The 25,766-nt window shown below is 60.4% G+C and carries 26 protein-coding genes; 3 read left to right on the forward strand and 23 right to left on the reverse strand.

From position 1 onward, the window contains the following. The first annotated feature begins 15 nt into the window (after positions 1-15). Entirely contained in the window at positions 16-243 is a 228-nt protein-coding gene (locus tag ACTQ33_RS02700) for a hypothetical protein (protein WP_441461939.1), read from the forward strand. Between the two features lie 49 nt (positions 244-292). On the opposite strand, the gene yihA is transcribed toward ACTQ33_RS02700, so the two are convergent. The 13 genes from yihA to thrS all read right to left on the reverse strand — a co-directional run bounded on the left by yihA (position 293) and on the right by thrS (position 14,504). Then, positions 293-880, reverse strand: coding sequence for a ribosome biogenesis GTP-binding protein YihA/YsxC (gene yihA / locus ACTQ33_RS02705; protein ID WP_441461941.1), 588 nt, complete (start codon positions 878-880; stop codon positions 293-295). A 13-nt stretch (positions 881-893) separates the two neighbouring features. Continuing rightward, the gene (lon, locus tag ACTQ33_RS02710) at positions 894-3,329 is read right to left on the reverse strand and encodes an endopeptidase La (protein WP_441461943.1); all 2,436 of its coding nucleotides are present in this window, start codon (positions 3,327-3,329) and stop codon (positions 894-896) included. A 136-nt stretch (positions 3,330-3,465) separates the two neighbouring features. Beyond that, the gene (gene clpX, locus ACTQ33_RS02715; protein WP_441461945.1) at positions 3,466-4,740 is read right to left on the reverse strand and encodes an ATP-dependent Clp protease ATP-binding subunit ClpX; all 1,275 of its coding nucleotides are present in this window, start codon (positions 4,738-4,740) and stop codon (positions 3,466-3,468) included. A 75-nt stretch (positions 4,741-4,815) separates the two neighbouring features. After that, positions 4,816-5,400: an ATP-dependent Clp endopeptidase proteolytic subunit ClpP gene (gene clpP, locus ACTQ33_RS02720; protein ID WP_441461947.1), complete on the reverse strand. Its 585-nt coding sequence runs from the start codon at positions 5,398-5,400 to the stop codon at positions 4,816-4,818. A 54-nt stretch (positions 5,401-5,454) separates the two neighbouring features. Continuing rightward, complete coding sequence (tig, locus tag ACTQ33_RS02725) at positions 5,455-6,897, reverse strand: trigger factor (protein ID WP_441461949.1); 1,443 nt, start codon at positions 6,895-6,897, stop codon at positions 5,455-5,457. 152 nt (positions 6,898-7,049) lie between these two features. Further along, entirely contained in the window at positions 7,050-7,736 is a 687-nt protein-coding gene (locus tag ACTQ33_RS02730) for a metallophosphoesterase (protein ID WP_441461951.1), read from the reverse strand. Continuing rightward, positions 7,736-9,223 (reverse strand): threonine synthase, encoded by a 1,488-nt coding sequence (gene thrC, locus ACTQ33_RS02735; protein ID WP_441461953.1) that lies wholly within the window; start codon positions 9,221-9,223, stop codon positions 7,736-7,738. The genes ACTQ33_RS02730 and thrC overlap by 1 nt, the downstream gene beginning before the upstream one ends. A 98-nt stretch (positions 9,224-9,321) precedes the next feature. Next, positions 9,322-9,687: a YraN family protein gene (locus ACTQ33_RS02740; RefSeq protein ID WP_441461955.1), complete on the reverse strand. Its 366-nt coding sequence runs from the start codon at positions 9,685-9,687 to the stop codon at positions 9,322-9,324. Further along, complete coding sequence (locus ACTQ33_RS02745) at positions 9,650-10,285, reverse strand: ribonuclease HII (RefSeq protein WP_441461957.1); 636 nt, start codon at positions 10,283-10,285, stop codon at positions 9,650-9,652. The genes ACTQ33_RS02740 and ACTQ33_RS02745 overlap by 38 nt, the downstream gene beginning before the upstream one ends. Further along, a complete protein-coding gene (gene ylqF / locus ACTQ33_RS02750) occupies positions 10,282-11,163 on the reverse strand; it encodes a ribosome biogenesis GTPase YlqF (RefSeq protein ID WP_441461959.1) in 882 nt (293 codons plus the stop codon). Before ylqF ends, ACTQ33_RS02745 begins: the two co-directional genes overlap by 4 nt. After that, positions 11,164-11,808, reverse strand: a complete 645-nt coding sequence (lepB, locus tag ACTQ33_RS02755) for a signal peptidase I (protein WP_441461961.1) — start codon at positions 11,806-11,808, stop codon at positions 11,164-11,166. It lies immediately after the preceding gene. Positions 11,809-12,020: 212 nt separating this feature from the next. After that, positions 12,021-12,362 (reverse strand): 50S ribosomal protein L19, encoded by a 342-nt coding sequence (gene rplS / locus ACTQ33_RS02760; protein WP_441461963.1) that lies wholly within the window; start codon positions 12,360-12,362, stop codon positions 12,021-12,023. Positions 12,363-12,707: 345 nt separating this feature from the next. Next, a complete protein-coding gene (thrS, locus tag ACTQ33_RS02765; RefSeq protein WP_441461964.1) occupies positions 12,708-14,504 on the reverse strand; it encodes a threonine--tRNA ligase in 1,797 nt (598 codons plus the stop codon). Between the two features lie 613 nt (positions 14,505-15,117). On the opposite strand from thrS, the gene ACTQ33_RS02770 reads away from it, so the two are divergent. Both ACTQ33_RS02770 and rsmA read left to right on the forward strand, forming a co-directional pair. Beyond that, on the forward strand, positions 15,118-16,158 hold the full coding sequence (locus ACTQ33_RS02770; protein ID WP_441461966.1) for a 3D domain-containing protein: 1,041 nt from the start codon (positions 15,118-15,120) through the stop codon (positions 16,156-16,158). Between the two features lie 85 nt (positions 16,159-16,243). Beyond that, positions 16,244-17,104 (forward strand): 16S rRNA (adenine(1518)-N(6)/adenine(1519)-N(6))-dimethyltransferase RsmA, encoded by an 861-nt coding sequence (rsmA, locus tag ACTQ33_RS02775; RefSeq protein ID WP_441461967.1) that lies wholly within the window; start codon positions 16,244-16,246, stop codon positions 17,102-17,104. Here rsmA and sfsA read toward each other — a convergent pair. The 10 genes from sfsA to gluQRS all read right to left on the reverse strand — a co-directional run bounded on the left by sfsA (position 17,086) and on the right by gluQRS (position 25,688). Beyond that, positions 17,086-17,787, reverse strand: a complete 702-nt coding sequence (sfsA, locus tag ACTQ33_RS02780) for a DNA/RNA nuclease SfsA (RefSeq protein ID WP_441462037.1) — start codon at positions 17,785-17,787, stop codon at positions 17,086-17,088. The genes rsmA and sfsA overlap by 19 nt on opposite strands. Before the next feature lie 243 nt (positions 17,788-18,030). Next, the gene (gene obgE / locus ACTQ33_RS02785) at positions 18,031-19,311 is read right to left on the reverse strand and encodes a GTPase ObgE (RefSeq protein ID WP_441461969.1); all 1,281 of its coding nucleotides are present in this window, start codon (positions 19,309-19,311) and stop codon (positions 18,031-18,033) included. Positions 19,312-19,376: 65 nt separating this feature from the next. Continuing rightward, positions 19,377-19,661, reverse strand: coding sequence for a 50S ribosomal protein L27 (gene rpmA, locus ACTQ33_RS02790; protein ID WP_441461971.1), 285 nt, complete (start codon positions 19,659-19,661; stop codon positions 19,377-19,379). A 1-nt stretch (position 19,662) separates the two neighbouring features. Further along, positions 19,663-19,989, reverse strand: a complete 327-nt coding sequence (locus ACTQ33_RS02795) for a ribosomal-processing cysteine protease Prp (RefSeq protein WP_441461972.1) — start codon at positions 19,987-19,989, stop codon at positions 19,663-19,665. Further along, a complete protein-coding gene (gene rplU, locus ACTQ33_RS02800; RefSeq protein ID WP_441461974.1) occupies positions 19,989-20,300 on the reverse strand; it encodes a 50S ribosomal protein L21 in 312 nt (103 codons plus the stop codon). Before rplU ends, ACTQ33_RS02795 begins: the two co-directional genes overlap by 1 nt. Positions 20,301-20,447: 147 nt before the next feature. After that, positions 20,448-20,876 (reverse strand): CBS domain-containing protein, encoded by a 429-nt coding sequence (locus ACTQ33_RS02805; RefSeq protein WP_441461976.1) that lies wholly within the window; start codon positions 20,874-20,876, stop codon positions 20,448-20,450. A 63-nt stretch (positions 20,877-20,939) separates the two neighbouring features. Next, on the reverse strand, positions 20,940-22,238 hold the full coding sequence (locus tag ACTQ33_RS02810) for a M18 family aminopeptidase (protein WP_441461978.1): 1,299 nt from the start codon (positions 22,236-22,238) through the stop codon (positions 20,940-20,942). 81 nt (positions 22,239-22,319) lie between these two features. Then, positions 22,320-23,705 (reverse strand): NADPH-dependent glutamate synthase, encoded by a 1,386-nt coding sequence (gene gltA / locus ACTQ33_RS02815; RefSeq protein WP_441461980.1) that lies wholly within the window; start codon positions 23,703-23,705, stop codon positions 22,320-22,322. Between the two features lie 14 nt (positions 23,706-23,719). Beyond that, positions 23,720-24,574: a sulfide/dihydroorotate dehydrogenase-like FAD/NAD-binding protein gene (locus tag ACTQ33_RS02820; RefSeq protein ID WP_441461982.1), complete on the reverse strand. Its 855-nt coding sequence runs from the start codon at positions 24,572-24,574 to the stop codon at positions 23,720-23,722. Positions 24,575-24,770: 196 nt separating this feature from the next. After that, positions 24,771-25,688, reverse strand: coding sequence for a tRNA glutamyl-Q(34) synthetase GluQRS (gluQRS, locus tag ACTQ33_RS02825; RefSeq protein ID WP_441461984.1), 918 nt, complete (start codon positions 25,686-25,688; stop codon positions 24,771-24,773). Positions 25,689-25,766: the final 78 nt, after the last annotated feature.

Here is a 25,766-nt window from a genome sequence, read left to right on the forward strand (position 1 = left end):
AAGGCGGGATACCCCATGGCATTGGTCTACTATGAGACCGGCATCCAGTTCCTCGGCCCCGAGGGCCACAGCGATTATCTCAACGTGTTTGTCACCCAGTCGGAAGAGGAGGCCCGGCGGGCCTACGGCAAGGACCGGCGCAATTATCTGGCCCGGCTGACCTTGGACGACGACGGCAGTCACACGGAGTTCTGGAACAGGGGGACGGGCTGTTGGGAGCCCCACGAACCAACCTTGAAATAAGATGCAATGGCGGGTGTGTCCCAGGACACACCCGCCATATGTTTGTCCATCAGGCGTCGCCGGCCACGCTCTGGAGGATGCCCACCAAAGCGTCGCGGCCCTCGCCCTTTTCCGCGGAAAAGGCGATGATCTCCACCGATTCCGGCAGCTCCAGCGTCTGCCGGATCAGGGCCAGATTGGGCGCAATGTCCCGCTTGCGCAGCTTGTCCAGTTTGTTCGCCACAATGACAAAGGGCTTGCCGGAGTTTTTGAACCACTCCGCCATGGTCATATCGTTGGCCGTGGGCTTGTGGCGGGCGTCCACAATCATCACGCCGTAGTCGATGAGACCCGAGGCAAAGTACGCCTCCATGAGCTTGCCCCACCGGTCTTTCTCCGCCTTGCTGACCTTGGCATAGCCGTAGCCCGGCAGGTCCACCAGATAGAGTTTCTTGTCGATGCGGAAATAGTTGATGTGGGTGGTCTTGCCGGGGGCCTCGCCCACCCGGGCAAAATTCTTCCGCTGCAAGACCCGGTTGATGACCGAGGATTTTCCCACGTTGGATTTACCGGCAAAGGCCACCTGGGGCAGGCCGTCCCGGGGGCAATCGGCAATGGCCGTGGAGGAGATGACAAACTCGGCGTTATGCAGGTTCACACGCTTCCTCCTCTCACTGGCGCAGGCCGGTCCGGTCGCCGCCGGTTTCCGGCACCGGCATCGGCAGCTCCTTGGCGGGCTGGGGCTCCGGTTCCGGCTCCGTGGGGACGTCGTTCTTCTGGCAGGGACCGAAGTCCAGCGCCGCCTCGATGACGGCGTCCACATGGCGGACGGTGATAAAGTTCAATGCCTTGCGCACCGTCTGGTCGATCTCCTCCAGGTCCTTCTCGTTGGCGGCGGGGATGATGACGGTTTTGACGCCGTGGCGCAATGCCGCCATGGTCTTCTCCTTCAATCCGCCGATGGCCAGGACCCGGCCCCGTATGGAGATTTCACCGGTCATGGCAATGTCCCGGCGGACCGTAGCCCCGGTCAGGGCCGACACCATGGCCGTGCAGACGGTAATACCCGCCGAGGGGCCGTCCTTGGGGACCGCGCCCTCGGGGAAATGGACGTGGATATCCTTGGTCTGGTAAAAATCCGGAGCAATGCCGAACTTGGCGGCCCGGGACCGGATATAGCTCATGGCGGCGTGGGCCGACTCCTTCATGACGTCGCCCAGGTTGCCGGTCAGCTCCAGCTTGCCGGTGCCGTCCACCACGTTGACCTCCACCTCCAGCGTCTCGCCGCCCACGGAAGTCCAGGCCAGACCCGTCACCAGACCCACCTGGTCGGTGGCGGGCTTTTCATCGGGCAGGTACCGGCGGACCCCCAGAAATTCCTCCAGATTGGCTCCGGTCACGGTGATGCGCTTGGGCGCGTTGTCCGAGACAAACCGCATATCGGCCTTGCGGCAGATGGCGGCCATCTGCCGTTCCAGATTGCGGACGCCGGATTCCCGGGTGTAGCAGGTGATGGTCTCCCGGATGGCCTCGTCGGTGACCCGCAGCTGCTGTTTCGTCAGACCGTGGCGGGCCATGACCTTGGGTAGCAGATGGTCCTTGGCAATGCGCAGCTTTTCCTCGTCGGTGTAGGAGCTGAGCTCGATGACCTCCATGCGGTCCAGCAGGGGCCGGGGCACCGTGTCCAGGGTGTTGGCCGTGGTGATGAACATGCACTCCGACAGATCGAAGGGCAATTCAATATAGTGGTCCCGGAACGCGCCGTTCTGCTCGCTGTCCAGAACCTCCAGCAGCGCCGCCGACGGGTCGCCCTTATAGTCGGCGCCCATCTTGTCGATCTCATCCAGGAGCATCAGCGGATTGCGGGTACCGGCCTGCAAAATGCCGTTGATGATCCGGCCCGGCATGGCGCCGATATACGTTTTGCGGTGGCCGCGGATATCGGCCTCATCATGGACGCCGCCCAGGGAAATGCGGGCCAGCTTCCGGTTCAGACTCTTGGCGATGGACATGGCGATGGACGTTTTGCCGGTGCCGGGAGGGCCTACCAGACAGATGATCTGTCCCGGCAGCTCCGGGGCCATCTTCTTGACGGCCAGCACCTCCAGGACCCGCTCCTTCACCTTGTCCAGGCCGAAATGGTCGTGGTCCAGCAGCTTTTTGGCGGCCTTGACGTCCACCCGCTCCTTGGTGCGCTCGTTCCAGGGCAGCTCCAGGCAGATGTCCAGATAGTTGCGGATGACGGCGGCCTCCGAAGAGCCGCCGGGCTGACGGGCCAGCCGCTGGACCTCCTTGTGGAGCTTCTTATCCACCTCTTCCGGAAGCTTGAGGGCCTCAATGCGCTCCTCGTACTCGAGAATCTCGCTGTCCTCGTCGTCCCCCAGCTCCCGCCGCAGGACCTTCATCTGCTCCCGGATATAGTATTCCTTTTGGCTGCGGTTGACGCTCTCCTGGACCTTTTCCTGGAGCTCGTTTTCCAGCCGCAGAACCTCGATCTCCTTGGCCAGCATGGCGCTGATGACGGCGGCCCGCTTGGTGGGAACCAGCTGTTCCAGAACCCGCTGCTTGTCGCTGTAGGAAATGGAGGCGTTCTGGGCGGCAAAGTCCGCCACATAGCTCAAATCCTCCGAGGCAAACACCTGATGAAGCCCCTCCTGGACCGACTTGGGCGTCAGCTCCAGGAACTGGTCGAACAGCTGCAAGCACTGCCGCAGCAGCGCTTCGCTGCGGACGGCGTCGGGGTTGTACTTGCCGTCGGGCAGCAGCTCCACCCGGCCCCGGAAAAAGGGCTCCTCCTGAATCCACTGGGTCACATGGGCCCGGTATTCGCCCTCCACCAGAATGCGCACCGTGTCGCCGGGCAGCTTCAGCACCTGGCGGATATGGGCCACGGTGCCAATCTCATAGAGGTCGTCCATGGAGGGGTCATCGGTGGCCACGTTCTTCTGGGCAACCAGAAAAATCTCCTGGTTGGCCCGCATGGCCTCGTCCACGGCCCGGATGGACTTTTCACGGCCCACGTCGAAGTGGACCAGCATTTTGGGAAATACACACAGTCCGCGCAGCGCCAGCACCGGCAGCCGCTCAGACAGGATGATATCGTTCATGGTTACACTCTCCTTTCCGGGGAATCCTCCGCGGAAATTGACAAAAGGGGGCCGTTTGGCCCCCTTTTATGGCAAGTATTGGGCCGTCGGGGGGTTCTCCGTCGGGCATGCGCCATCATCGGGGCCCATGGCCCGATTACGACGCGTCGGCAGAGCCGGCCTCCGGCAGCACGGCCCGCTCGTCCCGAAACACCTGGGGCTTAGCGCCGTTGCGGACGCTGTCCGCCGTCACCAGGACCCGGGTGATGGTGGGGTCCGAGGGGATCTCGTACATGATACCGGTCATGACGTCTTCCAGGATGGCCCGCAGGCCACGGGCGCCGATTTGCCGCTCCATGGCCTTTTCAGCCACGGCCTCCAACGCCTCCTGCTCAAAGTTCAGCTCCACATGATCGTATTCCAGGAGCTTGGCGTACTGCTTGCACAGGGCGTTCTTGGGCTCCGTGAGAATCTTGATCAAATCCTCCTTCTGGAGGCTCTGCAAACTGGTGATGACCGGCAGACGGCCCACCAGTTCGGGGATGATGCCGAATTTCAGCAGGTCATGGGGCTGCACTTCCCGGAACAGCTCGCCCACGTCCCGGTTCTTCTTGCTCTTCACCTCGCCGCCGAAGCCGATGGAGCTGCGGTCGGTACGGCGGCCGATGATCTTGTCGAGACCGTCAAAAGCGCCGCCGCAGATGAAGAGGATGTTGGTGGTATCAATTTGAATAAATTCCTGCTGGGGGTGCTTGCGTCCGCCCTGGGGCGGCACATTGGCCACAGTGCCCTCCAGAATCTTCAAAAGCGCCTGCTGGACGCCTTCGCCGGACACGTCGCGGGTGATGGAGGTATTTTCGCTCTTACGGGCAATCTTATCCATCTCATCGATATAGATAATGCCCCGCTGGGCCAGTTCTACATCGAAATCGGCGGCCTGCAGCAGCCGCAGCAGAATGTTCTCCACGTCCTCGCCCACGTAGCCGGCTTCGGTGAGGGTGGTGGCATCGGCGATGGCAAAGGGGACGTTGAGAATCTTGGCCAGGGTCTGGGCAAAGAGGGTCTTGCCGCTGCCCGTGGGGCCGATGAGCAGAATGTTGCTCTTCTGCAATTCCACATCGGAGGCGTTGCCCTCGAAGTAGATGCGCTTATAGTGGTTGTAGACGGCCACCGACAGGGCCATCTTGGCCTCGTCCTGCCCAATGATATAGCCGTCCATATATTCCTTGATCTCTTTGGGCGTGGGCAGTTTCTCCGGCAGCACCAACTGGTGGTCCGTGTCGTCCACCATCTCGTCGTGCAGAATGCTGGAGCACAGCTCGATGCACTCATTGCAGATATAGACGTTGGGCCCGGCGATCAGCCGCACCACCTGATCCTGGGTCTTGCCGCAAAAGCTGCAGCGCACGCTGCGCTCGTCGTTGCGCGCCAATGGAATGCCTCCTTCTGTCTGTTCAAAAACCGACTTCGGCGCATCAGACGGCTGTCCGATGCGCCTTGGCCGTTGTTACCGTTTGGGGTATACGATCTTGTCGATGAGACCGTATTCCACGGCCTCCTCGGCGGGCATAAAGTTGTCGCGCTCGGTGTCGATGGCGATCTGCTCAATGCTCTTGCCGGTGTTCTCCGAGAGGATCTTATTGAGCTTCTCCCGGGTCCGCAGCATCCACTCGGCCTGGATTTTGATATCCGAAGCCTGACCCCGGGCGCCGCCGGAGGGCTGATGGATCATGATTTCGGCGTTGGGCAGAGCCATGCGCTTGCCCTTGGCGCCGGCGGACAGCAGGAACGCGCCCATGCTGGCGGCCATGCCGATGCAGATGGTGGAAACGTCGCACTTGACGTAGTTCATCGTATCGTAGATGGCCATACCGGCTGTGACGGAGCCGCCGGGGGAATTGATATAAAACTGAATATCCTTATCGGGGTCCTGTGCCTCCAGATACAGCATCTGGGCGACGATCAGGCTGGCGGTCGTATCGTTGACCTCCTCGGAAAGCATCACAATGCGGTCGTTAAGCAGCCGGGAAAAAATATCATAGGACCGCTCGCCGCGGCTGGTCTGCTCCACGACATAGGGAACTAGGCTCATGGGGTTACTGTCTCCTTTCGTTGGATGAAACATTCTAACCGCCTGACCGGAAAATTATTCCTCGGTCTTGGTCTCCGTCTCGGCCTTCTTGCGGGTGGTGCGCTTCTTGGGCTTTTCCTCGCCCTCGGCGGCCTCAGCGGTCTCGTCGGCCTTCTTCTTGGTGGTGCGCTTCTTGGCGGGCTTCTTCTCAGCCTCGTCCTCGGCGGTCTCCTCGGCGGCCTTGGGCGCCACGGCCACGGCGCTGTCGGCGATCAGACGGACGGCCTTACGGGTGGCCAGGTCGATCTTCAGGCTCTCTGCGGGCAGCGCGGCCTTGACCTTCTCCAGCTCCATGGAATACTGCTCGGCCAGGGAGGCGTACTCGGCCTCGATCTCCTCCTCGGAGACCTCGATCTTCTCCTCCTCCACAATCTGGCTCAGGAGCACATTGGCGCGGACGGTCTTCTCGGCCATGGGACGCATGTTGGCACGCAGGCCGTTCAGGTCGCCGCCCATCATCTTGGCATAGTCGTCCATCTTCATGCCGCTGGCCTGCAGCTGGTAGCCGAACTGCTCCATCTGCTTGTCCACCTGCTCGTCGATCATGCAGGCGGGAATCTCACAGGTCATGTTGTCGGCGGCCATGGTGACGGCGGTGTTGTCAAACTCCTGGTCCACGGTGCGCTGGCGGTTCTCGGTGAAGCGCTTGCGGATGTCCTCCTTCAGGGCGTCCAGGGTATCGAACTCGGACACGTCCTTGGCGAACTCATCGTCCAGCGCGGGGCGCACGGTCTCCTTGACCTCGTGGACCTTGCACTTGAAGACGGCGGGCTTGCCGGCCAGCTCGGGGGTGTACTGCTCGGGGAAGGTCACTTCCACGTCCTTCTCCTCGTCAGCCTTGACGCCCACCAGGGCCTCTTCAAAGCCGGGGATGAACTGATGGGAGCCCAGCTTCAGGACATAGCCCTCGGCCTTGCCGCCGTCGAAGGGCTTGCCGTCCACAAAGCCCTCGAAGTCGAAGACCAGGGTATCGCCCATTTCTGCGGCGCGCTCCACGGTGGAGATGCGGGCGTTGCGGTCGGCCATGCGGTCCAGCTCGGCGGCGATCTCCTCGTCGGTGACGTTGACCTCGGCCTTGGGAACCTCCAGGCCCTTGTACTGGCCCAGAGTGACCTCGGGATACAGAGCGGTTTCGATGGTCAGAACGACGGTGCCGTCCTCTTCCTTGTTCAGGTCGACAACGGAGGGCATGCCCACGGCGTTCAGCTTCTGCTCCACAACGGCCTTCTCGTAGATCTCGGGGAACAGCTCATTGACGGCGTCCTCAAAGAACACCTCGGCGCCGTACATACCCTCGATGACCTTGCGGGGGGCCTTGCCCTTGCGGAAGCCGGGGATGGCAATGTGCTTGCGGTTCTTCAGATAGGCCTTGTTGAGACCGTTCTCAAAGGTATCCTTGGCAATCGCTACCACGATTTTGGCATTGCCGTTCTCTTTCTCAACGCTCTTTACGTTCATTGGTGTATTCCTCCTATGTGGTGGGCTGCCGGTGGGCAGCCATATTGCACCGAATTATATGCCGTACTATTCTAGCAGAAATCCCGGCGCATTTCCACTGTTTTTTTCAACATTTCCCGGTTTTCCGAAAAAAACCGGCCATTCCACCGCCGTCAGCGGAGTTTTTGGGGGGTGAAGTTTACATAATCAGCCGCCAGCAGCCGGTAGACGATACCGTCCACCTCCCCTTCCACAGCCAGGCGGTGGGACGGCCCGTGGAGATGGCCGTAGCAGCACGTCCGGACACCGTAGCGGTGGAGCAGAGCGAGAATCTCCGGGCAGCGGTAGCCCCGGTAGAGGGGCGGATAGTGGAGAAAGCACAATTTTTCTTTCTCCCCCGCCGCTTTCAGCGACGCCTCCAGCCGCAGGACCTCCCGGTTGTAGACCTTCTCATTGTGGGTGCCGCCGTTGTCCTCCTCAAAGAACCAGCCCCGGGAACCGCACAGGGCCACATCCTCATAATAGAGACAGTTGTTGTGGAGCAGTTCCAGGTTGGTAAAGCCGTGGGCCTCGCAGAACTTCTGGAACTTGTTGGCCGTGGACCACCAGTAATCATGGTTCCCCTTGAGGAGAATTTTCCGGCCGGGAATCTCGTTGACAAAGGCAAAGTCGGCGGCGGCGGCTTCCAGGCCCAACGCCCAGCTGATATCGCCCATCAGCACGGTCGTGTCGTCGGGGCCGATCACGGACAATCCCTGCCGCAGCTTGTCCATATAGCCCACCCATGCGCCGCCGAAGATATCCATGGGTTTGTCGGCGCCCAGACAAAGGTGCAGGTCGCCCATGGCGTATAGGGCCATTACACGAGGGCCTCCCGGACCACATCGGTCATCTGCTGCTTCTCCACCACCTGGTCGAAGCGCCGGGCCTTGCCCTTGAGACCGGCCAGGGGCGCGGGAGCCGCCTTGCCGGAGACCTCTGCCAGCTGGTCGAGAATTTCCACGCCGGTCCGCTGGTCCGTGACGCCCAGGGCCGTCAGAACGCTGTCGCAGAACTTGAAGGGGCTGGCCGTGGACACCACCACCGTGGGGGTGGCGTCGCCGGTGGCGGCCCGATGGTCCATCATCACCGTATAGGCCACGGCGGTGTGGGTGTCCATGAGGTACTTGCCGTGGGAGAACACCTTGCCGATGGCGTTGGTGGTGCGCTCGTCGTCGCAGAAACCGCAGAGGAAATTGTCCTGGATTTTTTCCAGCATGTCCTTGGACACCTCATAGCGGCCGGTCTTGTTCAGCTGCTCCATATAGCCCCGGACCTCCGCGTCGGAACCGCTGAGCAGATACAGCAGCCGCTCCAGGTTGGAGGAGATCAGGATATCCATAGAGGGAGAAAGGGTGTTGTGGAAGGGACGGTTCCGGTCATAGATACCGGTGCGGATGAAGTCGGTGAGGACGTTATTGGCGTTGGAGGCACAGAGCAGTTTGTCGATGGGCACGCCCATGCGCTTGGCGTAGTAACCGGCCAGAATGTTGCCGAAATTGCCGGTGGGAACGCAGAAATTGATCTTGTCGCCCATCTGAATGTCGCCGCGCTTGACCAGTTCGGCATAGGTGGCCACATAGTAGACGATCTGCGGCAGGACGCGGCCCCAGTTGATGGAGTTGGCCGAGGACAGGAAGTAGCCGCGGCTTGCCAGCTCAGCGCGCAGAGCCTCATCGGAGAAAATGGTCTTGACACCGGTCTGGGCGTCGTCGAAGTTGCCCACCACGGCGCACACATCGACGTTTTTTCCCTCCTGGGTCACCATTTGCAGCTGCTGAATCTCGGAGACGCCGTCCTTGGGATAGAACACCATGATCCGGGTGCCGTCCACGTCGCGGAAGCCCTCCAGGGCCGCCTTGCCGGTGTCGCCGGAGGTGGCCACCAGAATGCAGGCGGTCTTCTCCTCGCCGGTCTTGCGGAGGGACGCCGTCAGCAGATAGGGCAGCATCTGCAAGGCCATATCCTTGAAGGCGCAGGTGGGACCGTGCCACAGCTCCAGAAAATGGGTCTTGTGATGGGTGGAATGGATGGGCGTCACCGCCGCGTCGTTAAACTTGCCGGGGACGGCATAGGCCTTGGCGGCGTACTCCGCCAGCTCCACCTCGGTGAACTCGTCCAGATAGGCTTTCATGACCTTGACCGCCCGCTGCTGGTAGGTCATACCCACCAGGTCCTGCAAATCCTGGGTGGTGAGGGCCGGAATGGACTCCGGCAGAAACAGGCCGCCGTCGCGGCTCAGGCCCTGGACAATGGCCTGGGCGGCGGAGTAACGGAGGGAGGAATCTCTGGTGCTGATGTACTGCATGGTCATTACCTCTATTCTTTGGGGCGATATGACACAATCGTGTCATATCACCCTTATTTTATTTTAACTATCATAGTCCTACGAATTTCGTCGAACGTTCAGAAAGCGTTCTCCAAATGAATGTATTTCGGTCGTTTTGTGTCCAGCCCCTGGGGGGCGTAAACCTCCACCACATCAAACCGGGGCTGCAAGTCCGTTTCCCGCTGGGACAGATACAGCAAAGCCGCGCTGCGAAGCCGTTCCTGTTTGCGGCGGTCCACATACTCCCGGGCCTCGGCAAAATCGCTCCCGGCCCGGAGCTTGACCTCCACAAAGACCAGATACCGCCCCTTTTGGGCGATCAGGTCGATTTCCCCGAAGCGGCAGCGATAGTTGGCCCCCACGATCTGGTAGCCCTTTTGCCGCAGATGGTCGGCGGCCCGGGCTTCACCCCAGGGTCCCAGCAGATTCGGCTTCTTTTTCATAGAATTTCTTCAAAAAACTCTGCCGGTGGATGGGACAGGGGCCAAACTCCCGCAGGGCCGCGTAATGGCGTTTGGTGCCGTAGCCCTTGTGGACAGCAAAGCCATACGCCGGGTAGGTTCCGTCCAGTTCCTCCATAAGGCGGTCCCGGGTGACCTTGGCCAGAATGGACGCCGCCGCAATGGACGCGCTTTTGCCGTCGCCGCCGATGACGCAGCGGACCGCCACACCGTCGGGACTGGGTTCCCGATTGCCGTCCACCAGAGCCAGCTGGGGCCGGATTTTGAGATTGGCGATAGCCTGCTCCATGGCCTGGAACGTGGCCTGCAAAATATTGATCTCGTCGATGGTTTTCTCATCCACCAAGGCAATGGCGTAGGCCGTGGCCTGTTCTGTAATGAGATCGTACAGCCCCCGGCGCTTCTTGTCCGTCAGCTTCTTGGAGTCGTTGAGGCCCGGCAGTTCCAGATGAGGCGGCAGAATCACCGCCGCCGCGCAGACCGGCCCGGCCAGGGGTCCCCGGCCCGCCTCATCCACGCCGCAGACCAATTCGATCCCCTCGTCAAAACAACCCTGCTCGATTTCCCATAAGTTTGTCATTCCGTCACCTCGTAGACCTCGGGGCCCTCCAGCGTAAACCGGCCGATTTTACAGCCGCGGTACTCGTCCAGCAGGACCTTGGCGGCCCGCTCCAAATCCACATCGCCGCCGGAAATCCGGAAGCCCCGGCGTCTGCCCAGTTCCTCCAGCAGTTCCCAGCCGGGGGCGTCGGCGGGACAGTCCATCTTATACCGCTCTTTCAAATTCTGTGGGTAGCGCTGCCACAGCATTTCCACCAGATGGCAGGCCAGTTCCTCCACATCCAATACGCCGTCCTTGACGGCGCCGGTGTATGCCAACATCATGCCCACGCGCGGGTCCTCAAACTTGGGCCACAGAATGCCCGGCGTGTCCAGGAGCAGCAGCTCCTTGTCCACGGATACCCACTGTTTTCCGCGGGTGACGCCGGGACGGTTCTCCGCTTTGGCGCCCTTGCGGCCGGAGACCTGATTGATAAAGGTGGATTTGCCCACGTTGGGGATGCCCACCACCATGACCCGCAAACTGCGGCCCACCTGGCCCTTGTCCCGGTAGCGCTGCAATTTCTCGGCCAACAGCTCCCGAACGGCAGGTTGGAACGACGACACGCCCTTTTTGGATTTGCAGTCGGTCTGGATGGCCGCCAATCCCTGGGAACGGAACCACTCGGCCCACCGCTTCGTCTCCGCCGGGTCGGCCAGGTCCGTGCGGTTGAGAATCACCATCCGGGGCTTGCTGCCGCAGATGGAAGCAATGTCCGGGTTGCGGCTGGAATAGGGAATGCGGGCGTCGAGAATCTCACAGACCGCGTCCACCAATTTGAGGTCCTCTTCCATCTGCCGCCGGGTTTTCGTCATGTGGCCCGGATACCACTGGATATTCAGATTGTCCTGGTCCATTCAGGAAACACCTCCGATTCTGCTCCAATCCCGCTTCCCGGTGTCCTCGTCGGCGCCGGGCAGCAGGATACCGAGGACCTTCCCCAATACGTCCCGCTCGTCCACCATGCCGATGGGGGCATAGCGGCTGTCGGAGGAGCCGTTGCGGTTGTCGCCCAGGACAAAAATATGGCCCTCCGGCACGGTAACCGGATAGTCCAGCCCCTCTCCGATTTCGTGGAAGCTCACATAGGTGGGTTCATACGTATAGGGTTCGTCCAGCGCCACACCGTCCACATAGACGACGCCGGCGTTAAAATCGATATCCACCGTCTGGCCCTCGGTGGCAATGACCCGTTTGACAATGGGCTCGTCCTGAAACTCCTCGGCGGGCACCGTCATCACCACAATGTCCCCCGGCTCCGGGTCGCCGCAGATGGTACTGCTGAGCAGGGCCAGATAGTCGGTATGGTGTAGGGTCGGATACATGGAGCTGCCGTCCACGCTGACCATACGGATGACAAAGACGAACACAATAGTCACGGCCACCAGCGTATAGACCATGTCCCGCAGGAGCTGGTACAGCTCAAAGCCACTATTTTTTTCGTCTTTTTTCTTGGAGTTTTCCGGCGTTTCCGCCGGGTGCTGCCGTGCTTCTTCGTTCATAAGGGCCTTCTTTCTATGGTCAGCCGCAGGCGGTCAACGCCGCGGCGATACTTCCATGTTCCATTCGGCGCGTCGCGCCACTATACATTATACACAGTCCCGGCACATAAGAAAAGTCTCGGCCGGACTTTTTTACACAATCGTCATAAATGGTCATATTGTCCCAAACAAATGCAAAAAAGGAGGCCCGAAGGCCTCCTCTTTTTTGAGAATTACACCTTTTCCTTGACCTTGGCAGCCTTGCCCAGGCGGGAACGCAGGTAGTACAGCTTGGCGCGGCGCACCTTACCGTGGCGGACCACCTCGATCTTCTCCAGCAGGGGAGAATGCAAGGGGAACACCTTCTCGCAGCCCACGCCGTAGCTCAGACGGCGAACGGTGATGGTCTCTTCCAGACCGCCATGCTTCTTGGCAATGACAGTGCCTTCAAAAACCTGGATTCTCTCGCGGGAACCTTCCTTGATTTTGACATGAACGCGAACCGTATCGCCAACGCTGACCTGAGGAGCGTTTTCTTTCATGTACTGGTTGGCCAGAGCCTTCATCAGATCCATTTGTTTGTCCTCCTTATTCATTTGGACGTTCATACCGCAGGGAATGCCGCAGCACCTTTGTGCCGGCAGCGGCAGAGGACGCATCCATTTCACAGACTAACAAATGATATCATATCTTTCACGAAAAAGCAAGCAGAATTTAATGTTTCTGTCAAGTGATTGCTGCTTTTTTCAGTCTTCCCACCGTCTGCGGTCGTTTCGCTTCTTTTCAGCAGCAATTTAACTCATTATATCGCATGAGTTTTCCCAGGTCAAGAGAAAAAATGGCCCGCCGTATCCCGCCCATGGCAGGAGCGGCGGGCCATTCATACCGCTGCGATTGCAAAAATCGGAATATTTTCTATTTTAGACGTTGCGGCCCTTGGTATCGATTTCCTCGCGGATGCGCTTGCCGAAGTCCGCCACGGTCATGACGCCTTCGTCTACACCCTTGCGGGTCCGGACAGCCACCTGGCCGTTCTCGGCCTCCTTGTCGCCCACCACCAGCATAAAGGGTACCTTCTCCAGCTGGGCCTCGCGAATCTTCTTGCCGATCTTCTCATTGCGGTCGTCCACTTCCACCCGGATGCCCAGGGCTTCCAGCTGCTTCTTGACCTCCCAGGCGTAGTCGTTGGTCCGCTCGGTGATGGTCATAATCCGGGCCTGCTCGGGCGCCATCCACGTGGGCAGCGCGCCGGCGTACTCCTCAATCAGATAGGCCAGGGTGCGCTCGTAGCAGCCCAGAGACGTGCGGTGGATGATATACGGCGTCTTCTTCTGGCCGTCGGTATCGGTGTACTCCATGCCGAACTGCTTGGCCAGGAGCATATCGATCTGGATGGTGACCAGCGTGTCCTCCTTGCCGTAGACATTCTTATACTGAATGTCCAGCTTGGGACCGTAGAAAGCGGCTTCGTCGATGCCGACGGTGTAGTTCACGTCCAGATCATCGAGAATCTGGCCCATCACCCGCTGGGCTTCCTCCCACTGTTCCGGCGTGCCCTCATATTTATTGTTGGGGTTGGCCGGGTCCCACTGAGAGAAGCGGAACGTACACTTGTCCAGCAGGCCCACGGTGCCCAGGCAGTATTTTGCCAGGTCCAGGCAGCCCTTGAACTCCTCTTCCAGCTGTTCCGGACGCAGGACCAGGTGGCCCTCGGAAATGGTGAACTGCCGGACACGGATCAGACCGTGCATCTCGCCGGAATCCTCGTTGCGGAACAGGGTGGACGTCTCACCCAGCCGCATGGGCAGGTCGCGGTAGGAACGGGCACGGTTCAGGAACACCTGGTACTGGAAGGGGCAGGTCATGGGACGCAGGGCAAAGCATTCCTTCGTCTCATCGTAGGGATCGCCCAGAACAAACATACCGTCCAGATAGTGGTCCCAGTGACCGGAAATCTTATAGAGGTCCCGCTTGGCCATGAGCGGCGTCTTGGTCAGCAGATAGCCCCGCTTCTGCTCCTCATCCTCCACCCAGCGCTGCAGCTGCTGGACCACTCTTGCGCCCTTGGGCAGCAGCACCGGCAGGCCCTGGCCGATGACGTCCACAGTGGTGAAGTATTCCAGTTCCCGGCCCAGCTTGTTGTGGTCCCGCTTGAGGGCCTCGGCCTGCTTGGCCAGATACTCGTCCAGCTCGTCCTTCTTGGGGAAAGCCACGCCGTAAATACGCTGGAGCATCTTGCGGTTGGAATCGCCGCGCCAATAGGCGCCGCAGCACTGGGTCAGCTTGATGGCGTTGCCCTTGATGCGGCCCGTGGAGTCCAGATGGGGACCGGCGCACAGGTCGGTGAACTCGCCCTGCTTATAGAAGGAGATGTGGGCGTCCTCCGGCAGATCGTTGATGAGCTCCACCTTATAGGGCTCGCCCTGCTGCTCCATGAGGGCCAGGGCCTCGGCACGGGGCAGCTCAAACCGCTCCAGCTTCAGCTTTTCCTTGCAGATCTTCCGCATTTCGGCCTCGATTTTCTCCAGGTCCTCGGGGGTGAACGCCTTCTCGGAGTCCAGATCATAATAGAAGCCGTTGTCGATGGCGGGACCGATGGCCAGCTTTGTCTCAGGCCACAGGCGCTTGACGGCCTGGGCCATCACATGGGAACAGGTGTGCCAATAGGTCTTGCGGTATGCCTCGTTTTCAAAGGTGTACAGGTTTTCTTCGGACATAGGGAGTTCCTCCTTTTTTGATTGAGGGGCAAAAGAAAAATCCCGCCCCTGACTGTAATCAGGGGTGGGATACAAAGTCGTATTCCACGGTTCCACCCTGCTTGCGCCCCACAGGACGCCGCTCATTGGCCGCTGTAACGGGCGGTCCCGTCCCGCTTACTGCTTAAAAAAGGTTCAGTCGGGCAGCTCGGAAGTGGTGGGCCTTCGTCCATAAAACAGGACCCTTTCACCATCCGGGCCCCTCTCTGGGTTTCTGGGAACGATGCGCGTCTTCGTCAACGCCATTTTGTCATCTCCTACTCTAGCACAGCCCACGGCAAATGTCAATTACCATTTGCTGCTGTCATTATGTTAACCCTTTTGTAACAGTATTCATTTTTAACGGAGTTTTAACGGGAAATCTTCGAATATATACAAAATAACAGATGTAACCTGCGTTTACATAAATTCTAAAAAATTCAGAAAATAATGCAATTTTACTCGAAAACTTGACAAAATTGAATTTCTCGTTATAATACATACCTGTCGTGCATATGATTACAAAAAGTTACAGCTTGTAAACAATCGTTATTTATTCAACAAGAGTATACAGGCTGCAAAAGGAGGTATCCCCATGCACTACAGTACCTACTCCCTGCTGCATCGCCATTCCCCCTTGCAGCGTCTGGCCTCTGCCGTGATCACCACGGCCCTGACGGCTTCGGCGCTGATGATTCCGGCGGCAGCCCAGAGTACCTACGTGATTCACGATCGGGACGAGGTCATCGTTCACACCACCTTTACCCGGGACCCGGGCGCGGTCCTGCAGGAAGCCGGTGTGACGTTGGGCCAGTCCGATGTCTATACCGCCGCCCAGGGGGCCGATGGTCTGGATCTGACGGTTCTGCGCCGTCAGACGGTCCATCTGGTGGCCGACGGACAGGTCCGCACCCTGGCGACTTACGGCGAGCCGGTCTCCCAGGTGCTGGACGCCGTGGGCATCACCCTGGACAGTGACGACAAGGTTTCCGTTCCCCTGGACGCCCCCACAGAGACCGGCATGGCCATTGTGGTCACCCGCGTCGAAACCAAAACCCTCACCTATGAGGAAACCGTCCCCGCCGGGGAGCAGGTCTTCCACAACAACGTCCTCCAGCCCGGCCAGGAAACCGTTCTGGAAGAGGGCAGCGACGGCATGCAGACCGTCACCGCCGCCGTCACCTACGAAAACGGCGTGGAGGTGAATCGCACGGTCATCGACACCAATGTGACCACCGCAGCCAAGGACCGCATTGTCATCCGCGGCGCGGAAAGCGCCGCCATGCCCACCGATGCCGAAGGCAACGCCATTGTCACCGCCGGCGGCGAGGTTTTGGAATACGAGCGGGTCATTGACGGCAAGGCCACCGCCTACAACTGTCCCGGCTATGTGGGCCACACAGCCTCCGGCACCGTGGCCGAAGTGGGCAAGGTGGCCGTGGACCCCAAGGTGATTCCCCTGGGCTCCAAATTGTACATCGTCTCTCAGGACGGCCAGTACGTCTACGGCTACTGCATTGCCGAGGACACCGGCGGCCTCATCAAGGGCAACAAAGTGGACCTCTATTTCAGCACCTGGGATGAGTGCATCCAGTTCGGCTACCGGCCTGTCACCATCTATGTGGTGGAAGAATAAAAATTGAAAAATCGTCCGTTGTCTGGTACACTATCCATGACAACGGACGATTTCTATATTATATAGTATACCACGGAGGATCACCATGGATCTTTGCAATATCAATGACATCAAGGAACTGCTGCACCGGCACGGCTTCCGGTTCTCCAAGGCCAAAGGCCAGAATTTTCTGACCCAGAGCTGGGTGCCCCGGCAGATTGTGGAAGCCGCCGGCATCGATGAGACCTGCGGCGTCCTGGAGGTGGGACCCGGCATCGGCCCCCTGACGGAACAGCTGTGCCTGAACGCCAGAAAGGTGCTGGCTGTGGAAGTGGACCGGACCTTGCAGCCCATTCTGGCGGAAACCCTGGGCCGCTTCGACAATCTGCGCATTCAGTTTGACGACGTGCTCAAGCAGGACATTGCCCAATTGGTGCGGGAGGAATTTCCCGGCCTGCGGCCCATGGCCTGCGCCAACCTACCTTATTATATTACGTCTCCCGTGCTGGCCGCCCTGCTGGAAAGCCGGGCCTTTGAAGCGGTAACGGTCATGGTCCAGAAAGAAGTGGCCCAGCGGATCTGTTCCAGACCCGGCAGCGGCAATTACGGCGCGTTCAGCGTCTTCTGTCAGTATTACGCCCAGCCGGAGCTGCTCTTTGACGTGCCGCCCTCCTGCTTCATCCCCCAGCCCAAGGTAATGTCCGCCATTCTCAAGCTGACCATGCGGACGGAACCGCCCTGCCACATCGAGGATGAAGCGCTCTTTTTCCGGGTGGTCCGGGCCAGCTTCGCCCAGCGGCGCAAGACGCTGCTCAACGGCCTGTCCAGCGGCTTCTCCAATCTCACCAAGGAACAGCTTTCCGCCGTCATCGAGGATTGCGGTCTGCCCGCCAATGTCCGGGGTGAGACGCTGGAAATCGAGGGCTTTGCCGCCATCGCCAACGGGATTTACAAGCTGCTGCACTGACTGGGCAGCACCACCGGCACCGGCCGGGCAGCGGTGATGGAATCGGGTGTCACATCGCATTCCACCGCCAGCAGCTGTACGCCCGCTTCCCGGGCCGACCACAACGCCTGTGCAAACGCCGGGTCCCGGTCGATGTTGGGTTCTACGCGCAAAATGCCCGCCATCTGGCAGACGAAGAGGATATAAGCCCCGTAGCCCTCCCCCACGGCTTGGCGCAAGTGGTGGACATGCTTGGTCCCCCGTTCCGTGGGGGCGTCGGGGAACCGGGCCACACCATCCTGTTCCAATGTGACCCCCTTCACTTCCAGCAGGCAGGGCCGCCCGCCTGCGACAAAATACCAGTCCAGCCGGGCATCGCCGTAGCGGTGCTCGGCTTTCTGCCGCTCCACGGCCACCCCCAGGCCGCCCTGCTGCATCCACTCCCCGGCCAACCGGTTCGGAACCTGGGAATCGATATTAAATAAGGTATCGCCCTTGCGGACAGTAATGAGGGACCACCGGGTTTTTCTCTGCGGGTCGTCGTGGTAGGTACACCAGACCTCCGTGCCGGGAATCAGAAGTTCTCCACAGCGGCCCGTGTTTTTCACATGGGCCACCACTTCCCTGCCGTCGATGACCACATGGGCCAGAAAGCGGTTGGGGCGGCGAAGAAAGACGCCCTGATGGATGTTGTCATATATTATCATAGGACCTCCCAGTTTTGCACAGCCCAAACAATTAAAGTTTTACTCGATTTTTTTCAAAAAATCGCAGGGGTCCAGGGGGCGGCGCCCCCGGTCGCCCGCCGCAGCGGGCGAAATACCCGTGCCGCGCATGGCGCGAAATCCCCCAGCGTCCCCAGCGCCATCCGCAGATGGCGCAACCCTCGCGGCAAATGCCGCAAGGCCCTCGTCTCCGCCCTGGGGCGGCAGACGAGGGCCTTCTGCTTATTTCTCGTAGGTGAATTCCCAGTTGTAGATGCTGACGGTGTCGCCGTCCTGGATACCCATCTCCTCCAGCCGGGCAAACAGGCCGCTCTTGCGCAGCTGCCGGTCGAAGTACATCCGGGACTCGTAATCGTCAAAGTTGACGTCACCCAGCAGCCGCTCCATCCAGGGACCGGAGACGCTCCACACGTCGTCAAACTGCTTGATGGTCAATTCCTCTACACCGCCGGCCTCGGCCAGGGGCTTGACGTACTCCGGCTCGTAAACGATGACCGGAGGCAGCTGGGCCAGCTTCCCAGCCACCACCTTCATCAAATCCCGCGTACCGGCGGTGGTGGCGGCGGAAATTTCATAAAACTCATAGCCCCGTTCGGTGACGTAATTGCGCAGCCGTTCCAGGCTATCGCTGTCGGGGGACAGCAGATCGATCTTGTTGGCGGCCACGATCATGGGCCGCTCCGCCAGCTCCGGAGAATACTCCCGCAGCTCGGCGTTGATCTTCTCAAAATCCTCCACCGGGTCCCGGTCCTCGCTGCCGGACACGTCCACCACATGGATCATCAGGCGGCAGCGGTCGATGTGACGGAGAAAATCGTGGCCCAATCCCGCGCCCTCTGCGGCGCCTTCAATGATACCGGGGATATCGGCCATGACAAAGGATACGCCCTCCTCCACATAGATGACGCCCAGATTGGGGAACAGGGTCGTAAAGTGGTAGTTGGCGATCTTGGGCCGGGCGTTGGATGTGACGGACAGCAGCGTGGACTTGCCCACGTTGGGGAAGCCCACCAGACCCACATCGGCCAGGAGCTTCAGCTCCAGAATCACATCGTGGCTCTCGCCGGGCAGACCCGCCTTGGCAAAGCGGGGCACCTGCCGGGTGGGTGTGGCGAAATGGTGATTGCCCCAGCCGCCCCGGCCGCCCTTAGCCAGGATGAAGTCCTCGTCGTCGGACATATCCTTGATGATCTCGTTGGTCTCGGCATCCCGGACCACGGTGCCGCGGGGCACCTTGATGATGAGGTTTTCACCGGCCTTGCCCTTACGGCGGCCGCCCTCGCCCTTGATGCCGTCGGCGGCGGTGTATTTGCGCTTGTAGCGGAAGTCCATCAGCGTGGACATATGATCGTCCACCCGCAGGACAATGCTGCCGCCATTGCCGCCGTCACCGCCGTCGGGGCCGCCGGCGGCCACAAACTTCTCCCGGTGGAAGGCCACGGCGCCATCGCCGCCGCGGCCGGCCTTGACGGTGATTCTTACTTTATCGATAAATGCGGACACGGGTCTTCCTCCATTCTGAATAAAAAAATCCCGAACAGTGCTGTTCGGGATTTTTCATCGGTAAATTACTGCTCTACAGCGTAGACGGACGCCATCTTGCGGTCCTTGCCCATGCGCTCGAACTTGACGGTACCGTCGATCAGAGCGAACAGGGTGTCGTCGCTGCCGATGCCCACGTTCTTGCCAGGGTGGATATGGGTGCCTCTCTGCCGAACCAGAATGTTGCCGGCCAGGACAAACTGACCGTCGGCACGCTTCACGCCCAGGCGCTTAGCCTCGGAATCACGGCCGTTCTTGGTGGAACCGCCGCCCTTCTTGTGAGCGAAGAACTGAAAACCAATGTTAAGCATGTTATTGCACCTCCATGACTTCGATATAATCCGGATACTCGTCCCGCAGCTCGCAGAGGGTCAGCATCAGGCCGGTGAGTACCGCCTGTACCGTCTCCTCCTCGTCGCAGCTGGCGGGGAGTGTCAAGGTGATCCGGGCCTCCTTGTCATTGACACGGGTTTTGGCGCGGCAGCCGCACACATCGTTGATGGTGCACTCGGCCATCCGAATGGCCGTGGTGACGGCGGCGCAGACAATGTCGCTGCCCGCCTCGGCGTAGCCGCTGTGGCCCTCGCAGCAGAATCCGGTGATTCTGCCGTCCTGATCAAAAAATTCGACTCTGGTCATTACACAGAGATCTTCTCGATCTGCACCTTGGTGTAGGGCTGACGATGGCCCTGGCAGCTCTTGGAGTCCTTCTTGGGACGGTACTTGAAGACGGTGATCTTCTTGCCCTTGCCGTTCTTGAGGACCTTGGCAGCCACGGAAGCGCCAGCAACCACGGGAGTACCGAACTTGGAGTTCTCGCCATCAACCACAGCCAGAACCTTGTCGAACGTCACGGTCTGATCGGCTTCAACATTCAGCTTTTCGATGAACAGCACGTCGCCTTCCTTGACGTTGTACTGCTTGCCACCGGTAACGATAATAGCCTGCATTTCAAATTGCACCTACCTTTTGTTTGTAGACTCGCTCTGGAGGTGCGAGGGCATACCTCGACTGTCAACCTCTTCGATGCGGCTTTTCCAGTATAGCAGGACAACCACCGAATGTCAAATAGTTTTTTGCTTTTTTTCCCGTTTTCCCTATCGTTTTTTTAAATTGGTGCAGATTTCCGCCAGACAGTCCGACGCCTCCATGCGGAACCGGTCGTTGACCGTCAGATCGCCTAGGGACAGCACCCCCACCAGCTTGCCGCCCTCCACCACCGGAAGACGCCGCACCTGTTCCAGGGCCATGCGCTGGGCGGCTTCCTCGGCATCGTCGCCGGGGGCGGCGGCCACAATGCGCCGGGTCATGATATCGGCCACGGCGGTTTTTTCCGGCGGCAGTCCCGCCGCCACACAGCGCAATACAATGTCCCGGTCCGTCAGCAAGCCGCAGAGCTTTCCGCCCTTGGCGCAGACCGGCACGGAGCCGATGTTGTACCGGGACAGCACCCGGGCCGCCGACGCGGCCATGTCCTCCGGGGCCACGCAGACCGGTCCCGGTGTCATAAAGTCCTGTACTTTCATAAGTAAAAACTCCCTCCAGATGATTCTGAAGGGAGTTTGGGAAATTTTTTCAGATTCTATACATTAAAAGGTATAGACACCGTCGGCGGTCTGGGTGAATTCCCGCTGAAAGAAGGTTTCGCAGGCTTTTGCCATATGGGCCGGGTCCTCGCTGCCCGCCGTCTCCACGGCGGAGTGCATGGCCAGCTGGGCCATGCCGATATCCACCATGGGGATACTGACCAACTGGGTCAGCAAATTGCCCAACGTGGAACCGCCGGCCTCGTCGGCCCGGTTGGCGAAAATCTGGACCGGTACGCCGGCTTCGTCGCAGACGGCCCGGAACAGGCCCGCCGTCACGCCGTTGGTGGTGTACTTCTGGTTGGCCGAATATTTGACCACCACGCCGCCGTTGGGGTAGACCCGGTTGGCCGGGTCGGCCTTTTCGGGGAAATTGGGGTGGACGGCGTGGCCGTTGTCGGCACTGAGGAGCATACTGTGGGCCAACGCCATGCGGCGCTCCTCGCCGGTCAGGCCCAGGGCGTCAGCCGTCCGCTCCAGCACGTCGGGCAGCAGGGTACTTTTTGCGCCCTGGCGGGTGCCGCTGCCCACCTCTTCATTGTCAAACAGGCAGTAAATCTGCCCCAGTTTTTCGCTGGTTCCAGCATGCAGAAACCCTTCCAGCGTGGCGTAGGCACAGGCCAGATCGTCAATGCGGGGCGACTGGAACAGTTCTCCCTCCGCGCCGATGCGGACAGCCTTCTGCCGGGGGCACAGGAACAAATCCCGGCCCAGAATGTCCGATTCCGCCACGTTCAGCGCTTCGGCCAGCAGGGCCGTCAGGCTCTTGCCGCCGGACAGGCCGTACAGGGGCTGCAATTCCTTCTGGCCGTTGAACTCGTGGCCCCGGTTCACGTCCCGCTGCTGGTGGATGGCCAAGCTGGGCATGGTCAGCAGGTCCCGGTCCAGATACACCAGACGACTTTCCACCCCCTCTTTGGTACGGACAATGACACGGCCCGCCACGGTCAGGGGCCGATCCATCCAGGTGTAGTGAATCATGCCGCCGTAGCCCTCGGCGGACAGGCGGGCGTATTTGGCGTCGCCGTCCAGCCGATCCCCCTTGACGGCAAAGGTGGGGACGTCGCTGTGGGCCGCCGTCATACGCCAGGCCGTCAATGTTTCATTCGGCAGGCGGAACGCGATCAGGCTGCTCTGATTGCGGGTGACATAATATTGACCGCCGGGAGCCAATGCCCAGGCGCTGCCCTCTTCCAGACGGGTGAAACCGGCCTGATCCAGCAGGGCCGCGGCGGCGGCCACGGCATGGAAGGGGCTGGGGCTGCGGTCCAGAAAGGCCATGGTGTTTTCCAAGGTTGCCATACTGTTCCTCCATTTTTCTGATTTTTCCGTAGTATGTGCAAAAAAGGGCTGTTGCGATGCAACAGCCCTTCGGGATGGTGCTTACTTGGACAGAGAGGCGTCAATGGCCTCGGCGGCCTTCTTACCGGCACCCATGGCCAGAATGACGGTGGCCGCACCGGTGACGGCGTCGCCGCCGGCGTAGACCTGGTCGCGGGTGGTCATCATGGTGTCCTCGTTGACGATGAGGCAGCCCTTGCGGTTGGTCTCCAGGCCGGGGGTGGTGGACCGGATCAGGGGGTTTGGAGACGTACCCAAGCTCATGATGACGGTATCCACGGGCAGCTCAAACTCGCTGCCGGGAATCTCCACGGGTCTGCGGCGGCCGGACGCGTCAGGCTCACCCAGCTCCATGCGGATGCACTTCATGGCGCCCACGCGGCCATTGCCGTCGTTGAGAATCTCCACGGGGTTGCACAGGACCCGCAGTTCGATGCCCTCTTCCTTGGCGTGGTGCAGCTCCTCTGCACGGGCGGGCATTTCAGCCTCGCCGCGGCGGTAGACGATGTACACATGCTCGGCGCCCAGACGCTTGGCGCAGCGGGCGGCGTCCATAGCCACGTTGCCGCCGCCGACGACGGCCACAGCCTTGGACTTGATAATGGGGGTATCGTCCTCCTCCAGGTAGGCCTTCATCAGGTTGACGCGGGTCAGGTACTCATTGGCGGAGTACACGCCCACCAGGGCCTCGCCGGGGATACCCATGAACATGGGCAGACCGGCGCCGGAGCCGACGAACACAGCCTGGAAGCCCATCTCAAACAGCTCGTCGATGGACAGGACCTTGCCGATGACCATGTTGGTCATGACATTGACGCCCTGGGCCTCCAGCTTGTCAACCTCGTTCTGAACGATGGCCTTGGGCAGACGGAACTCGGGGATACCGTAGACCAGCACGCCGCCGGCGGTGTGCAATGCCTCGAACATGGTGACCTCATAGCCCTTCTTGGCCAGATCGCTGGCACAGGTCAGACCGGCGGGGCCGGAGCCGACCACGGCCACCTTCTTGCCGTTGGAGGGGACCTTTTCGGGCATTTTGTTGACGTTCTCCATGTACCAGTCGGCCACGAAACGCTCCAGACGGCCGATGGCTACAGGCTCACCCTTCTTGCCGCGGACACAGACGGCTTCACACTGGGTCTCCTGCGGGCAGACACGGCCGGACAGGGCCGGCAGGGCGTTGGTGGAAGTGATGATATCGTAAGCGCCCTGGAAGTCGCCCTCGGCCACCTTGGCGATGAACTCGGGGATGCGAACGTTGACGGGGCAGCCGCCCACGCAGGGGGGCTTCTTACATTGCAGGCAGCGCTGTGCCTCGGAGACGGCCATCTCGGCGGTATAGCCCAGGGCCACTTCGTCAAAGTTATGATTACGGACGTTGGCGTCCTGCTCCGGCATCGGAGTCTTGGTGGTCTGCATATTTGCCATGGTTGCTGCCTCCCTTACTGAATCAAATCTTTGCCCATCTTCTCAATGCGGCACATATGGGTCTTGGCCGTCTCGGTCTCCCGTGTCTTGTACACAGAGTTACGGTTCATGAGCTCGGCGAAGTCCACTTGGTGGCCGTCAAAGTCGGGGCCGTCGACGCAGGCGAACTTGACCTCGCCGCCCACGGTGACACGGCAGCCGCCGCACATACCGGTGCCGTCCACCATGATGGGGTTCAGGGAGACGGTGGTGGGAACGTTGAAGGGTTTGGTGGTGGCAGCCACAAACTTCATCATGGGGATGGGGCCGATAGCCAGGACTTCATCATACTGATTACCGGCCTCCAGCAGCTGCTGGAGCTTTGCGGTAACGAAGCCCTGCTCGCCGTAGGAGCCGTCGTCGGTCATCAAATAGAAGTTGTCGCAAGCGGCCTTGAACTCCTCTTCCAAAATGACAATGTCCTTGCTGCGGAAACCGGCAATGACATCCACCTGCACACCGGCCTCATGGAAGGCCTTGGCAGAAGGGTACGCGATGGCACAGCCCACGCCGCCGCCGACAACGCAGACACGCTTCTTGCCCTCGATGTTGGTGGGACGGCCCAGGGGGCCCACAAAGTCACGGATGGAGTCGCCTTCGTTGAGGGCGCCCAGCATATTGGTGGCCAGGCCCACCTTCTGGAAGATGATGGTGACGGTGCCCTTCTCCCGGTCATAGCCAGCGATGGTCAGGGGTACCCGCTCGGACTTCTCGTCCACACGGAAAATGATGAACTGACCGGCCAGAGCCTTTCTGGCCACAAAGGGGGCCTCGATCTCCAGCAGTGTGACGGTCGGGTTCAGCTCCTGCTTGCGCACGATTTTATACATGATGGTTCATCCCTTCGTTTTTCGGCCCGCCGTTGGGATGGCGCGCCGGATTCATAAAACACGCACCATAGGTACAGCCCCATGGCCGCAGAGTGGCATGCGGACGGCAGCAGCCGCTCTGCACATAAACGTAATTTGATTATAGCATACTCCACTTTTCATTGTAAAGGCGCACCGGCCCAAATTGCTGCCAATTTCAGCAAAAATCCCCAAATTCCACAAAGATATCTTGACGGGGTACACGATTCCAGTGAAAATACCGCACCAACTCTCCGGCGGATATCGGTTCCGGCCGGTCCAGCAGTCCCGCCAGCGCCGCCAAGCGGCCCAGAAGGGCCTCCGGCGACAGGGTGTTCCGCAGAATCCCCAGGTCCAGGTCCCGCTCCCGCTTGCTGAGCCGCCGCCCGTCGGCGGCCAGCAGCAGGGGCACATGGTACGTCGCCGGGGGCATACCCTCCAACAGTTTGTACAGGTACCGCTGCCGGGGGGTGGAATCCAGCAAATCCCGGCCCCGGACCACCTCTGTGATGCCGCCCTCCAGATCGTCCACCACCACGGCCAGCTGGTAGGCATAGACGCCGTCGGCCCGCCGGATGAGAAAGTCGCCGCAGTCGGCGGCCAGGTTTTCCGAGATGGTCCCCTGTAAGCCGTCGGTGAAGGTCACGGTTTCATCGGGTACCATCAGCCGCCACGCCGGGGCCTTGGTCTTTTCCCGCCGCTGCTGCTCTGTCAGATACCGGCACGTCCCGGCGTAGAGCAGCCGCCCGTCGGAGGCGTGGGGAGCATTGGCCGCATGGAGGTCCGCCCGGGAGCAGTAGCAGGGGTAGACCAGTCCCATGGATTCCAGTTTGGAAAAGGCCGCAGCATAGGCGGCGGTCCGTCGGCTCTGCCGCGGCTGCTCCCGGTCCCAGTCCAGGCCCAGCCATTGGAGATCGTCCTTGAGCTGGTCGCAGTATGCCGGACGGCACCGGTCCGGGTCCAGGTCCTCCAGCCGCAGAACCATCTCGCCGCCCTGAGACCGCACCGACAGCCACGCCAGCAGGGCGCTCCACACGTTGCCCAGGTGCATCCGTCCGCTGGGACTGGGGGCAAACCGTCCCACCACCATATCCATCCCGCCTTTCCAAATCAATCCCCAACAGTATACCGGCAAAAGTTCCCGTGGTCAATGGCCCTGTCCTGTGGTACAATG

The sequence above is a fragment of the Candidatus Avoscillospira sp. LCP25S3_F1 genome (assembly GCF_052117125.1).
Classification (GTDB): domain Bacteria; phylum Bacillota; class Clostridia; order Oscillospirales; family Oscillospiraceae; genus Avoscillospira_A.

Excerpts from the sequence above, each read along its gene's own strand:
- lepB (WP_441461961.1), bottom strand. The coding sequence starts at position 11,808 with ATGAACGAAGAAGCACGGCAGCACCCGGCGGAAACGCCGGAAAACTCC.
- rsmA (WP_441461967.1), top strand. The coding sequence starts at position 16,244 with ATGGATCTTTGCAATATCAATGACATCAAGGAACTGCTGCACCGGCAC.
- ACTQ33_RS02810 (WP_441461978.1), bottom strand. The coding sequence starts at position 22,238 with ATGGCAACCTTGGAAAACACCATGGCCTTTCTGGACCGCAGCCCCAGC.
- thrS (WP_441461964.1), bottom strand. The coding sequence starts at position 14,504 with ATGTCCGAAGAAAACCTGTACACCTTTGAAAACGAGGCATACCGCAAG.
- rplU (WP_441461974.1), bottom strand. The coding sequence starts at position 20,300 with ATGCAGGCTATTATCGTTACCGGTGGCAAGCAGTACAACGTCAAGGAA.
- ACTQ33_RS02820 (WP_441461982.1), bottom strand. The coding sequence starts at position 24,574 with ATGTATAAAATCGTGCGCAAGCAGGAGCTGAACCCGACCGTCACACTG.
- ACTQ33_RS02745 (WP_441461957.1), bottom strand. The coding sequence starts at position 10,285 with ATGACAAACTTATGGGAAATCGAGCAGGGTTGTTTTGACGAGGGGATC.
- ACTQ33_RS02795 (WP_441461972.1), bottom strand. The coding sequence starts at position 19,989 with ATGACCAGAGTCGAATTTTTTGATCAGGACGGCAGAATCACCGGATTC.
- rpmA (WP_441461971.1), bottom strand. The coding sequence starts at position 19,661 with ATGCTTAACATTGGTTTTCAGTTCTTCGCTCACAAGAAGGGCGGCGGT.
- ylqF (WP_441461959.1), bottom strand. The coding sequence starts at position 11,163 with ATGGACCAGGACAATCTGAATATCCAGTGGTATCCGGGCCACATGACG.
- ACTQ33_RS02700 (WP_441461939.1), top strand. The coding sequence starts at position 16 with ATGGCATTGGTCTACTATGAGACCGGCATCCAGTTCCTCGGCCCCGAG.
- ACTQ33_RS02805 (WP_441461976.1), bottom strand. The coding sequence starts at position 20,876 with ATGAAAGTACAGGACTTTATGACACCGGGACCGGTCTGCGTGGCCCCG.
- ACTQ33_RS02740 (WP_441461955.1), bottom strand. The coding sequence starts at position 9,687 with ATGAAAAAGAAGCCGAATCTGCTGGGACCCTGGGGTGAAGCCCGGGCC.
- ACTQ33_RS02730 (WP_441461951.1), bottom strand. The coding sequence starts at position 7,736 with ATGGCCCTATACGCCATGGGCGACCTGCACCTTTGTCTGGGCGCCGAC.
- gluQRS (WP_441461984.1), bottom strand. The coding sequence starts at position 25,688 with ATGGATATGGTGGTGGGACGGTTTGCCCCCAGTCCCAGCGGACGGATG.
- rplS (WP_441461963.1), bottom strand. The coding sequence starts at position 12,362 with ATGGATCTGATGAAGGCTCTGGCCAACCAGTACATGAAAGAAAACGCT.
- tig (WP_441461949.1), bottom strand. The coding sequence starts at position 6,897 with ATGAACGTAAAGAGCGTTGAGAAAGAGAACGGCAATGCCAAAATCGTG.
- ACTQ33_RS02770 (WP_441461966.1), top strand. The coding sequence starts at position 15,118 with ATGCACTACAGTACCTACTCCCTGCTGCATCGCCATTCCCCCTTGCAG.
- thrC (WP_441461953.1), bottom strand. The coding sequence starts at position 9,223 with ATGCAGTACATCAGCACCAGAGATTCCTCCCTCCGTTACTCCGCCGCC.
- clpP (WP_441461947.1), bottom strand. The coding sequence starts at position 5,400 with ATGAGCCTAGTTCCCTATGTCGTGGAGCAGACCAGCCGCGGCGAGCGG.
- lon (WP_441461943.1), bottom strand. The coding sequence starts at position 3,329 with ATGAACGATATCATCCTGTCTGAGCGGCTGCCGGTGCTGGCGCTGCGC.
- gltA (WP_441461980.1), bottom strand. The coding sequence starts at position 23,705 with ATGGCAAATATGCAGACCACCAAGACTCCGATGCCGGAGCAGGACGCC.